This is a genomic window from Pedobacter sp. SYP-B3415, assembly GCF_004138205.1.
In the GTDB taxonomy this organism is placed as follows: domain Bacteria; phylum Bacteroidota; class Bacteroidia; order Sphingobacteriales; family Sphingobacteriaceae; genus Pedobacter.
This window is the reverse complement of record NZ_RXNQ01000036.1, coordinates 181,598-193,967: the sequence shown is the minus strand read 5'-3', so window position 1 is coordinate 193,967 and position 12,370 is coordinate 181,598. Positions and strand designations below refer to the sequence as shown.

General features: G+C 47.7%; 12 protein-coding genes. 8 read left to right on the top strand and 4 right to left on the bottom strand.

Annotated elements, in window-relative coordinates; all coding sequences use genetic code 11:
- Positions 1 to 35: 35 nt before the first annotated feature.
- Entirely contained in the window at positions 36 to 1,067 is a 1,032-nt protein-coding gene (locus EJV45_RS18175; RefSeq protein WP_129718108.1) for a DUF2157 domain-containing protein, read from the bottom strand.
- Between the two features lie 128 nt (positions 1,068 to 1,195).
- Between EJV45_RS18175 and EJV45_RS18170 the strand changes: the two genes are divergently transcribed.
- From EJV45_RS18170 to fabG, 8 genes are all read left to right on the top strand, one after another.
- Positions 1,196 to 1,585, top strand: coding sequence for a septal ring lytic transglycosylase RlpA family protein (locus EJV45_RS18170; protein WP_129718019.1), 390 nt, complete (start codon positions 1,196 to 1,198; stop codon positions 1,583 to 1,585).
- 585 nt (positions 1,586 to 2,170) lie between these two features.
- The gene (locus tag EJV45_RS18165; protein WP_129718017.1) at positions 2,171 to 3,148 is read left to right on the top strand and encodes a ribonucleoside-diphosphate reductase small subunit; all 978 of its coding nucleotides are present in this window, start codon (positions 2,171 to 2,173) and stop codon (positions 3,146 to 3,148) included.
- Positions 3,149 to 3,253: 105 nt separating this feature from the next.
- Positions 3,254 to 5,632, top strand: a complete 2,379-nt coding sequence (locus tag EJV45_RS18160) for a ribonucleoside-diphosphate reductase subunit alpha (protein WP_129718015.1) — start codon at positions 3,254 to 3,256, stop codon at positions 5,630 to 5,632.
- A gap of 104 nt (positions 5,633 to 5,736) precedes the next feature.
- Entirely contained in the window at positions 5,737 to 5,946 is a 210-nt protein-coding gene (locus tag EJV45_RS18155; protein ID WP_129718013.1) for a cysteine-rich CWC family protein, read from the top strand.
- A 151-nt stretch (positions 5,947 to 6,097) separates the two neighbouring features.
- Positions 6,098 to 7,246 (top strand): dienelactone hydrolase family protein, encoded by a 1,149-nt coding sequence (locus tag EJV45_RS18150; protein WP_129718011.1) that lies wholly within the window; start codon positions 6,098 to 6,100, stop codon positions 7,244 to 7,246.
- 101 nt (positions 7,247 to 7,347) lie between these two features.
- The gene (locus EJV45_RS18145; protein ID WP_129718009.1) at positions 7,348 to 8,223 is read left to right on the top strand and encodes a carbon-nitrogen hydrolase; all 876 of its coding nucleotides are present in this window, start codon (positions 7,348 to 7,350) and stop codon (positions 8,221 to 8,223) included.
- Between the two features lie 58 nt (positions 8,224 to 8,281).
- On the top strand, positions 8,282 to 9,352 hold the full coding sequence (locus tag EJV45_RS18140) for an agmatine/peptidylarginine deiminase (protein ID WP_129718007.1): 1,071 nt from the start codon (positions 8,282 to 8,284) through the stop codon (positions 9,350 to 9,352).
- Between the two features lie 119 nt (positions 9,353 to 9,471).
- Entirely contained in the window at positions 9,472 to 10,215 is a 744-nt protein-coding gene (gene fabG / locus EJV45_RS18135; protein WP_129718005.1) for a 3-oxoacyl-[acyl-carrier-protein] reductase, read from the top strand.
- A gap of 55 nt (positions 10,216 to 10,270) precedes the next feature.
- Here the strand turns inward: fabG and EJV45_RS18130 are convergent, their stop codons facing one another.
- The 3 genes from EJV45_RS18130 to panB all read right to left on the bottom strand — a co-directional run bounded on the left by EJV45_RS18130 (position 10,271) and on the right by panB (position 12,270).
- Complete coding sequence (locus EJV45_RS18130; RefSeq protein ID WP_165305101.1) at positions 10,271 to 10,675, bottom strand: PleD family two-component system response regulator; 405 nt, start codon at positions 10,673 to 10,675, stop codon at positions 10,271 to 10,273.
- 70 nt (positions 10,676 to 10,745) lie between these two features.
- Entirely contained in the window at positions 10,746 to 11,447 is a 702-nt protein-coding gene (locus EJV45_RS18125) for an RluA family pseudouridine synthase (RefSeq protein ID WP_129718001.1), read from the bottom strand.
- Positions 11,448 to 11,454: 7 nt separating this feature from the next.
- Positions 11,455 to 12,270, bottom strand: coding sequence for a 3-methyl-2-oxobutanoate hydroxymethyltransferase (gene panB / locus EJV45_RS18120; protein WP_129717999.1), 816 nt, complete (start codon positions 12,268 to 12,270; stop codon positions 11,455 to 11,457).
- Positions 12,271 to 12,370: the final 100 nt, after the last annotated feature.

The window sequence follows — 12,370 nt, the reverse complement described above, 5'->3', positions numbered from 1 at the left end:
CTATAGACGCCGGATCGTGGAGTCCCGGCGACAGCCTACTTCAAAAAATCGAGATTCCATATCTTTTCTGCCTTCCGGCCGATCAGCCAGAACGAAGCGGCCAGTACCGAAAAAAAGAGTGCTTTATGCCAGCTATCCCAGAAATACTCAAAATAGCGGGTATAAAGGTTGATAAACAGGAAAGTAATACCAAACTCGCGCGCAATGTCATCGCGGTATTTCAGGCCGATCCAGGTGCTCAAGACGCAGGCCGCAGCTGAGATGATTCCCCAGTAGAAGAGACTGAGCTGCCGAACCTTGTACCAGTCATCAAGGTTACTGAAATTCCCGAAAACGGAAAGAAACCAAAGCGATATAAAAAGGTACATCATTCCGCTCAGGTAACTTACCTGGTAAAAGTAAGACAGGGTTTTGTGCTTTTTAAGCAGGAGCGAAAGACCCGTAAGTGCTGCACCGAAACATACAAAGCGCAGCGGGTAGTTCATTCCCAGGTAGTAGTCGTTGCGGCTCAGATAACCGGTTTCTGTGCCAAACCATGCGCCCAGAGAAATCAGGGCAAATGCCCATATCATGCGGGAGCGGAAGAAGTATCCGATCAGTCCGTACACAAAGACAGATGCAAGAATAAGCAGGCTGAAGTGGCCGGTGCCGCGGTCTATTGATTTGCCGAAATATGCAATGCCATTGGCCGTAAACAGAACCGCCATGAACAGGATTGCTTCGTTGCTGAAGCGGAGGCTGGCCCGTTTTTTCTTGCGTCTGAAACCAGCTACATACAGCCATCCGGCAAGGGCAAACGACACAAGCGCGATAACGATATCTGATGTTTCGTAAATGCGTTCCAGCTGTTTCAGAATAGAAGGATCTATGAGCAGCGCCCCAAGCGAGATCACGCCGCAGGCCAGGGCTACCCAGAAAGAGTATTGGGCAAGTCGCAGCCAGTCAAAAGATTTCACTTCATAGGTTCGCCGCAGCTTTTGTCCTGTCTCTTCCGTTATAAGGCCCCGGCTTTCCCATTCCGCAATGGCATCGTCAAGAAGCTCGCTTTTTTCTTTGTCTACTTTCATCGTTCTGTATTCGAAGATAGGCATTTCAGTTTACCCCTGGAACGGATCAACTGCCTGGATTGCATGTAAACGCAGGTTTTTTTTGGTTAGTGACCGCGTTTGTTATATTTGCTTTTTGACAAACCGCAATGAAGCACGCTTTAACGGTCATCTGTTTCTTGTTTTTAGCGCTCGGTCTGGCTTCTGCACAGCAGTCAGACAGCAGTGCTGACTCGACAGCAACGGTAAGAACAGGTCTGGCAACATACTATGCAAAACGTTTTGAGGGGCACCACACAACAAGCGGGCAACGCTACCGCGCGAAGAAATTCACCGCCGCTCACCGCAGCCTGCCCTTCGGCACCGTAGTCACCGTGACCAACCTTAGCAATGGCAAATCTGTAGATGTAACTGTCAATGACCGGGGTCCTTTTACCCGCCGGTTTATTATCGATGTGTCGGCAGCCGCAGCAAAAGCCCTCGGCTTTTACCGCCACGGCCAGGCACGCGTACAGATTACCTACATGCTGAAAAAATAAGATGGTCTGCGCTACCGCTGGTTTACCATTCAAGGTCAGGAACGATCATCTACGGCTGACCAAATCAGTTTTGTTAACGCGCTGTCTGCAAGCATGGTCTATTGACTTTTGAAGGGGTATAAGTCAATAAAAAAGCGCCTTTTCAATACTTATTAACACTTGTGAAGTTTCGCTAAGCCCTTAAAAAGAAATGATTAGCATTTTTTCGCCCCGATTATGACTTTGGACTGATCGACTTTTCCCCATCCTGAGCGTTTGTGTTAACAACTTTTGAAAAGGAAAAGTGCCCCTTGTTATATATTTGTTTTAGCGAATTCTAAGGGAAATCCGTCGTTCATTATGTAGTTTAAAGTATTGTGATCTAGAGTTTTAGAAAGCATCGTTCTGATTCGATTTACCAAAGATTTCTTTGGAATTGCACCTGCAAGCTCAGTCACAATATGATTATCTGATGAAACGGATTTGTTTTACGAAGGAGATAAAATAAGGGAAATAGTTATGCATTTTTTTCAGTGGTGAAATTCACCGCCGGGATAATTGTCGGCTTTTCCCAAAGATGATGTGTTACAAAAACCTGATGCGCTTATGCAAAACGAAGAAGAAGTATTATTAAAAGAGAATAAGGATCGCTTTGTTATCCTTCCGATTAATTATCCGGCCATCTGGGAGATGTACAAAAAAAGCGAGGCCAGTTTCTGGACTGCTGAGGAGATCGACCTTTCAGATGACTTGAAAGACTGGAATAACCTGAACAGTGGCGAAAGACATTTCATTTCGCACATTCTTGCATTTTTTGCGGCAAGTGATGGTATTGTGAACGAGAATCTGGCCGTGAATTTCATGAGCGAAGTGCAGATTCCTGAAGCGCGGTGTTTCTATGGCTTTCAGATCATGATGGAAAACATCCATTCTGAAACCTATGCCTTATTGATCGATACTTATGTAAAAGATCCTGAAGAAAAAGACCGGCTGTTCCACGCTATTGATACTGTGCCCTGCGTAGCCAAAAAAGCTGAATGGGCGCTGAAATGGATTGAGAACGGAACCTTTGCCGAGCGGCTGGTTGCCTTTGCTGCGGTAGAAGGGATTTTCTTCAGCGGCAGCTTCTGCTCAATATTCTGGCTGAAAAAACGCGGTCTGATGCCAGGCCTGACCTTCAGCAATGAACTCATCTCGAGGGATGAGGGTTCTCACTGCGAATTTGCCTGTCTGCTGTATGGCATGCTTAAGAATAAACTCAGCGAAGAACAGGTACATACAATCATAAGAGATGCGGTTGAAATTGAAAAGGAATTTGTAACCGACGCACTGCCGGTTGCGCTGATCGGTATGAATGCAAAGCTGATGTCTCAATACATTGAGTTTGTGGCCGACCGCTGGTCTCAGGAACTTGGTTATTCGAAAATATACGGGGCTACCAACCCATTCGATTTTATGGAAATGATCTCCCTGCAGGGAAAAACCAACTTTTTTGAAAAGCGCGTAGGCGACTACCAGAAAAGTGGTGTGCTAACCGCTGCAGAAGACAAAGCACAAAGTTTCTCACTCGACGAAGATTTTTAAAAAAATACCGCCGGAGCGCGCAGGGGTCAAGACCGTGTGCTCCGAATAATTTAATGATTTGATGCCGGCGCTTGATCACCGGCACGCTACCTTAAATAAAAAAACATGTTTGTAATCAAAAGAGACGGTCGCAAAGAAGCGGTGCAATTCGACAAGATCACCGCGCGGATTCAAAAACTGTGCTATAGCCTCAACCCGGAACTGGTCGATCCGATTGACGTAGCAAAAAAAGTGATCGAAGGTTTGTATGACGGAGTAACTACCTCTGAACTGGACAACCTCGCGGCAGAGACAGCTGCTTCTTTAACTACAAAACACCCTGATTACGCGCTTCTCGCATCACGTATCGCGGTGTCAAACCTGCACAAAAACACCATCAAATCGTTCTCGGGAACCATGAAAATGCTCTACGAGTACGTAGACCCGAAAGCAAAAAAAGAGGCACCTCTTATTGCCGATGATGTTTGGGAAATCATCGAAAAAAATGCCGACATTCTTGACAGTTCGATCATCTATGACCGCGACTTCGGCTTCGATTATTTTGGCTTTAAGACCCTTGAAAAATCCTACCTCCTTAAGGTAAACGGACAGATCGTTGAGCGTCCGCAGCACCTGTTTATGCGTGTGTCGGTGGGTATCCATAAAGAAGACATTGAAAGCGCCATTAAGACTTACCACCTGATGAGTGAGCGGTGGTTTACGCATGCTACCCCAACGCTTTTCAATGCAGGTACACCAAAGCCCCAGATGTCTTCATGTTTCCTGCTTACCATGCAGGACGATAGTATCGATGGCATTTACGACACACTGAAACAAACTGCTAAAATTTCGCAAAGCGCCGGTGGTATCGGCCTGAGCATCCATAATATCCGCGCGACCGGTTCTTATATCGGTGGTACAAACGGTACCAGCAATGGAATTATTCCAATGCTGCGCGTCTTCAATGATACCGCACGTTATGTAGATCAGGGCGGCGGCAAACGCAAAGGTGCTTTCGCTATCTACCTTGAGCCATGGCATGCAGATATTTTTGAATTCCTTGACCTGCGCAAGAACCATGGTAAAGAGGAAATGCGCGCGCGTGACCTGTTTTATGCGCTCTGGATGTGCGACCTCTTCATGCAACGCGTAAAAGACAATGCCGACTGGAGCCTATTCTGTCCGCATGAAGCACCAGGCCTCGCCGATTGCTTTGGCGCAGAGTTCGAAAAATTGTATACCGGCTATGAGCAGGAGGGACGTGCCCGTCGTGTTGTAAAAGCTCAGGAGCTTTGGTTTGCAATCCTGGACTCGCAGATCGAAACAGGTACGCCATACCTGCTGTACAAAGATGCTGCAAACAGCAAATCGAACCAGCAAAATCTTGGTACTATCAAGAGCTCAAACCTTTGTACCGAAATCATCGAATATACGTCTAAAGACGAAGTAGCGGTTTGTAACCTGGCCTCGCTTGCGCTGCCAAGGTTTGTAAACAACGCTACGTTCGATCATGAAAAATTGTATGAAGTGACTTATCAGGCTACCCTGAACCTGAACAAGATCATTGATCACAACTACTATCCTGTAGAACAGGCACAGACTTCAAACCTGCGTCACCGCCCGATCGGTCTTGGTGTGCAGGGGCTTGCAGATGCATTCATCCTGATGCGCCTTCCATTTGAAAGCGACGAAGCGAAGCAGCTGAACAAAGAGATCTTCGAAACCATTTATTTTGCTTCGATGACGGCTTCCAACGACCTTGCAAAAAAAGAAGGCCCATACGAGACCTTCAAAGGATCTCCGCTTTCAAAAGGTCAGTTCCAGTTCGATCTCTGGAATGTTAGCCCTGACAGTAACCGCTGGGATTGGGAATCACTGCGCAAAAGCGTGGTGGAGCACGGTGTTCGCAACTCCCTTCTGGTGGCGCCTATGCCAACCGCATCAACCTCGCAGATTTTGGGTAACAACGAATGTTTTGAACCTTACACGTCAAACATTTACACCCGCAGGGTATTGAGCGGTGAGTTCATTGTGGTAAATAAACACCTGCTCCGGGACCTCGTTGCGCTGGGCTTGTGGAATAATGATATGAAAAACCAGATCATCCTTGCGAATGGATCGATCCAGGCAATTCCGGAAATTCCATCTTACATTAAAGATCTTTACAAAACGGTTTGGGAGATCAAAATGCGGAACATCATTGATATGGCGGCAGACCGCGGTGCATATATCTGCCAGTCGCAGTCGCTAAACCTCTTTGTGAATGCCCCAAACACTGCGAAACTTACTTCAATGCATTTCTATGCATGGGAGAAAGGCCTTAAAACAGGGATGTATTACCTGCGTACACAGGCAGCGTCTCAGGCGGTTAAGTTCACCGTTGAGAACCAGGGCGGCAAAGCCATTGAACCGGTTATTCCTGCCAGAGTTGAGGCCGTCGTCGACGAAATCCCTGATGGCCCGGTTTGCAGCATGGAAGAAGGCTGTATCAGCTGCTCCGGTTAAAGACATAAAGGTGCGTGCCTTTATACAATTACATTACAATGCCATTTTTTCGAGGTCCCGGCAGGTTTTGCCGGGACCTTGTTTTTTGTGCTTATTTTTGCTCCATGCAACTGCATAGTAAACATGAAATTATAGCCTGTGAACGCTGCGGTGGTTCTATTGAATGTAAGGCTAACGCATATACGAAATGTCAGTGCAGCGCTGTACAACTGAGCATCAATGAAGTGCAGTACATCAGCGAATTGTACGATGGTTGCCTGTGCGCAAAATGCCTTGGCGAATTGCAGCAGGAATACCAGCAGGAGATGCACTAAGCGGTATAATGACCGGCAACCGCATTGCCTGACGGTCCGCGTACAGACCTTTCCAATGCAGCCTGGCTCCCCCGCCATGCACGCCTCACACTCCCCAAAGTCTTTTTCAGAATATCTTTTCTGCTACGTATTTTCGCAGCAAACTTTTTACATGAACAAGATACTCCTGATCTGCACTTTTCTGGCTCTTTATGCAACTGCCAACGCACAAAAGCTGGACAAGGCAACTGCGGCAAAGCTTTCAGTTTCGGCTGTCGACGCTGCTAAAACTGATCACCGCCGGCAGGCTGCCGCCGCATGGCAGAAAAAATCGATCAGTTATGGCGATAAGGTCATGAAATTCGAAACCAGGGTGTTTGGCCAGGCTGATGCTGGCAAGAGAAGTCTCTATATTTCACTGCATGGCGGCGGCAACACCCAGCCAAAGGTGAACGATGGGCAATGGGAAAATCAAAAGAAACTGTACAGTCCTGCAGAAGGCTTGTATTTTGTTCCGCGCGCACCGACCAATACCTGGAACCTCTGGCATGAAGAGCATATTGATGCCATGCTTGATGAAGTAATTAAAAGCGCTGTCGTATTTGAAGGTGTCGATCCAAACCGGGTCTACCTGCTTGGTTACTCTGCCGGAGGCGACGGCTTGTATCAGCTGGCGCCACGCATGGCCGACAGACTGGCAGCTGCGTCGATGATGGCGGGACATCCCGGCGATGCCTCGGCACTTCCGCTCAGAAACCTCCCGTTTGCAATTTTTATGGGCGGCAACGACGCAGCATATGACCGGAACAAGCTGGCCGCCGTATGGGGCAAAAAACTGGACAGCCTGGAGGCTGCCGACCCGGGCGCCTATAAACATGATGTGCACATCTACGAAGGCCTTGGACACTGGATGAACCGGAAAGATACGGTTGCCATCTCATGGATGGCCGGATTTAAAAGAAATGCCCTGCCCGAAAAAGTGATCTGGGTACAGGACGATCGCCGGCACTTTGATTTTTACTGGCTTGGAACAGATACTGCATCCAAAGCAGGCGATGCAGCGCGGGTCCTCATTCGCAAAGATCGCAATGAAATTGTGCTCGAAGCCAATACCTTTCAGTCGTTGGCAATCTATCTTAACGATGATATGCTCGATCTTGACAGGCCGGTTTGGCTTACTTCAAACGGTAAAACGCTGTTTAAAGGTAAGCTCAAACGATCGGCAGCATTGATACGCGCATCCGCAGCAAAAAGACTGGATACAGCGCAGGTCTTCAGCGCCGGATTACGTATCACCCACGGGCGTGCCACCGCCCTTTGAAATGATCGTGTCAGCAGCAGGTAAGCATCTGATGCCTATGCAGGTCCTTATGAGCTGTTACGGAACAAAATCGTAACTTTGCAGCAAAATTTTTCAAGCAGATGAGTAAAGTAAAAGTAGGCCTTGTACAGATGACTTGCAGCAAAGACAAGCAGGAGAATCTTGATAAGGCTATAGTGAAAGTGCGGGAAGCCGCAGCAAAAGGTGCGCAGATCGTTTGCCTGCAGGAACTTTTTACGTCCCTTTACTTTTGCGATGTTGAAGATTATGACAACTTCGATCTTGCAGAAGCCATTCCGGGACCATCGACAGACGCCTTGTCTGCGGTTGCGAAAGAACTGAACGTAGTAATCATCGCTTCTTTATTTGAGAAGCGTACTGCGGGGCTCTATCACAATACAACTGCCGTTCTGGATGCAGACGGCACCTATTTGGGTAAATACCGGAAAATGCATATCCCGGATGACCCAGCTTTTTATGAGAAATTTTATTTTACGCCCGGCGACCTTGGCTATAAAGTTTTCCAGACGAAGTTTGCCAAGATTGGCATTCTGATTTGCTGGGATCAGTGGTACCCTGAAGCCTCGCGGATCACTGCACTGATGGGCGCAGAAATTTTGTTTTACCCTACAGCCATCGGTTGGGCTACAGACCAGGACGAGGAGACCAATAAAGATCAATATAACGCATGGCAAACCATTCAGCGCTCGCATGCTGTAGCCAATGGCGTACCGGTTATCAGTGTGAACCGTGTTGGTTTTGAGCAGGACGGTGCCATGAAATTCTGGGGTGGAAGTTTTGCTGCAAACGCGCAGGGCCGCATTCTCTATCTGGCGTCTCACGAAAACGAAGAAACCGAAGTCGTTGATCTCGATCTGACACAATCTGACTTTTTCAGAAAACACTGGCCGTTCCTGCGAGACAGGCGTATCGACTCTTACCAGCCGATTACCCGCCGTTTTATTGATGAAGACTAAGCAGTCTGAACAGATTTTTAGATATACATGATCTCGGGACATTCCCGAAGCTAAAGATATGAATGAATTTGCAGCCGAATTACGTAGCCGTGTAGACTCAACACCGAAGGCAAAAGGTTTTCGCTTTCCCGCCGAATGGGCGAAGCAGGAAGCCATGTGGCTAAGCTGGCCGCACAAGGAGGCATCCTGGCCAGGCAAACTTGACAAAGTCTACAGACCCTATGCACAGTTTATTGCGGCGGTAGCGCGCGGACAGAAAGTGCGCATCAATGTGCGTGATTCTGCTATGGAGGCGTTTGCCCGGCAGCAGCTTGAGGCGGTTGGCGCGGCGCTCAGCGCAATAGAGTTCTATCATATTGAAACCAATGATGCCTGGTGCCGTGATCACGGACCAGCATTTCTGACCGATGATCAGGGCAATAAAGCCATTGTAGACTGGGGGTATAATGCCTGGGGCGGGAAATATCCGCCTTATGATCTTGATGATGTTGTCCCCACCCGGGTAGGCGAACATTTCGGGCTGCCTGTTTATCATCCGGGTATTGTTATGGAAGGCGGCTCGGTTGAATTTAACGGGGCAGGCACCGTGCTGACCACAACCGCCTGTCTGCTGAACGAAAACCGTAATCCTGATCTTACCAAAGAAGAAATTGAAGCCTATCTGAAGGAGTTTTACGGGCAGGAACAGGTTCTCTGGCTTGGTGATGGCATCGTTGGCGATGATACGGATGGTCATATTGATGATATTACCCGTTTCGTTTCAGAAGATACCGTTCTTACCGTAGTTGAAGAAAACCCTGAAGACGAAAATTACCACATTCTACAGGAGAATCTTGAAGCATTAAAAACGCTGCGTTTGCCTGACGGGCGTCCGCTGAGAATAGTCGAGTTACCTATGCCTGCTGCGGTGATCTATGAAGATACCCGCCTGCCAGCTTCTTACGCGAACTTTTACATCGCAAATGAAGTTGTGGTGGTTCCCGTTTTTAATGATCCGAATGATGGCCGGGCGTTGGAAATTATTCGGGGTTGTTTCCCCGGCAGGGAGGTTCTCGGTATCGATTCTGTTGATATTATCTGGGGACTGGGCAGTTTCCATTGCCTGAGTCAGCAGGAACCGGCAGTATAGAATGCGATAGCCATAGATGGACAGCATTTCGATCTTCCGAAACGTTTCGAAGCTGGAAAAGAAATGATAAATTTGGCGTTTGCCGGCACTGTCCGGTCTCAGATCAAATCAAATTAATAATGAAACTACTTGAAGGAAAAACGGCGCTGGTTACCGGTGCTTCCAAAGGAATAGGCAGAAAAATTGCCGAAGTCTTTGCTGCGCAGGGCGCGAACGTGGCGTTTACATATCTCTCATCTGTTGAAAAGGGGCAGGCTCTGGAGGCTGAACTCCAGGCTGCCGGAACAAAAGTAAAGGGTTACCGCTCTGACGCGTCGAAATTTGCAGAAGCCGAGCAGCTCATTACAGATATCGTTGCAGAATTCGGTACGCTTGATATTGTGGTGAACAATGCCGGTATTACGAAAGACGGCTTGCTCATGCGCATGACAGAAGAAAACTGGGACGAAGTGATCGATGTGAACCTGAAGTCGGTCTTCAACGTTACAAAAGCAGCCTCTAAAATCATGATGAAAAACCGTAAAGGCGTTTTCATCAATTTAAGTTCTGTTGTTGGCGTGCAGGGAAATGCCGGTCAGGCCAACTATGCAGCTTCGAAAGCAGGAATTATTGGCTTTACGAAATCTGTAGCAAAAGAACTGGGTTCACGCAATATTCGCAGCAACGTTGTGGCGCCAGGTTTTATCCGCACCGAAATGACCGATGTGCTGGATCCGAAAGTTGTTGAAGGTTGGGAGGCCAATATTCCTTTAAAACGTGCCGGTCAGCCTGAAGATGTAGCTAATGTATGCGCATTCCTCGGCTCTGATCTCAGCGCCTATATCACCGGACAGGTTATTCCTGTTGATGGCGGCATGTTATAGCATGGTTATTTAATAAAATAAGGCCCGTTAATCTGGTTAACGGGCCTTTATATTTTTAGTTTAATCTGAATTTTTCTTCAGGTTCCTGGCTCAGCTGGTTCAAAAGCGTTTTGATCTTTTTTAGCAGCACATTGATGTCGAACGGCTTTGGCAGAAAGTCGTCAGGAGCATGTTCCTCATTCATTACATACTGGTAATCACGAAGACCTGACATCATCAAAATCGGAATGTCTTTTGTGTCCTCATCCATCTTTAACTGCTCACAGATTACACGGCCATCCATCTTGCCGAGAACAACGTCCAAGATAATGAGTTCAGGCCTGAACTCCTCGATACGCTCAAACACCTGTTCGGCACTCAGCAGGGTTGAAACTTCATAATTCCCTATCTCAAGGACCAGTTCAATGGTCTCTAAAACGTCTTCATCATCATCAATTACAAGTATTCTTTTCTGCTCCATGATCGGGTTAAATTGAAATCCGGTTGCAAGTATAACAAAAAAATAATGTGCCGGTTTTGTTAAAGAAACATTAATTTTCTGCTGGTTCAAAGCGCTCAAAACGCTCCCAGAACCCATCGCGCGGCAGCGATGCAAAGAGGGTAACAGGCTCTTTTTTTACAGGATGTATAAACTCTAATCGTCTGGCGTGCAGGCATATACTTCCTTTACGGCTTCCTCTCGGATAACCATATTTATTATCGCCAACGATGGGCGTGCCAAGCGTGGACAGCTGAACGCGGATCTGATGCGAACGACCGGTCAGCGGGTCCACCTCTATAAGAAAATAGCCATCCAGTTCACCCAGCAGGCGGTAGCTGAGTTGTGCGCGCTGACTGCCCTGCACCTCTTTCAGATATGGGGTTACGACGTTTTTCTTGGGGTCTTTAATCAGCCAGTGTACAAGTGTTCCAGCCGGCTCCTGGGGTCTCTTGCGTGCAACTGCCCAATACGTTTTTTTTACTTCGCGATTTTTGAACATCAGGTTCATACGCTCCAGGGCTTTGCTGGTCTTCGCAAAAAGTATAACCCCGCTAACCGGTCTGTCAAGGCGGTGAACAACCCCTAGAAAAGCGCTTCCGGGCTTATTGTATTTTGCGGCAAGGTACTTTTTAACCTGTTCATCAAGCGGCTCGTCGCCGGTTTCGTCAACCTGGACAATATCGCCCGCTTTTTTATTAACGGCGATCAGGTGGTTGTCTTCAAATAAGATGTCTCTATCGGTTACCGGCATCCCGTAATTAGTATTGTTCTTTGTCGTTAGGAAAGTCCTCGCGTTTCACGTCGGCGATAAAGGCCTTCGCTGCGTCATGGATCTGGCTATACAGATCAACATATTGACGCAAAAAGCGGGGTTTGAAGCCTTTTGTCAGGCCAAGCATATCGTTCACGACGAGTACTTGTCCGTCGCAATGAGGTCCGGCGCCAATGCCGATAACCGGAATACTTACGCTTTCGGTAACGATTTTAGTTAGCGCTGCGGGTATTTTCTCCAGCACAATAGAGAAACAGCCAGCTGCCTGAATGGCAAGCGCGTCAGATTTTAGTTTTGAGGCTTCAGCTTCTTCCTTAGCCCGCACAGTATAGGTGCCGAATTTGTAAATCGACTGCGGCGTTAGGCCGAGGTGTCCCATAACGGGGATGCCGGCATTTACGATCCGCTCTATAGATTCAACGATTTCCACGCCACCCTCAAGCTTTACTCCATGTGCCCCCGATTCTTTCATAATGCGGATTGCAGAGTTAAGCGCCTCTTTTGAATTGCCCTGGTAAGATCCAAAAGGAAGATCGACAACAACAAAGGCCCTTTTCACAGCCCTGATAACTGATGATGCATGATAGATCATCTGGTCAAGGGTAATGGGCAGGGTGGTTTCGTGACCGGCCATGACGTTTGATGCAGAATCACCGACCAGAAGAATCTCCAGCCCGGCATCATCCAGGATGGTTGCCATCGAATAATCGTAGGCGGTGAGCATGGAAATTTTCTCGCCCCGCTGTTTCATCTCCTGCAGGATATGGGTTGTAACCCGTTTTACTTCCTTGTGTATGGACATGGCCTTGTTTTGTTTAGGGCTCAAATGTAAAAAGTAATCGGCACATTATTCTGTCAATAACTTGTAAACATGAAGACAGGTTACCTGTTCACGAAGCAAA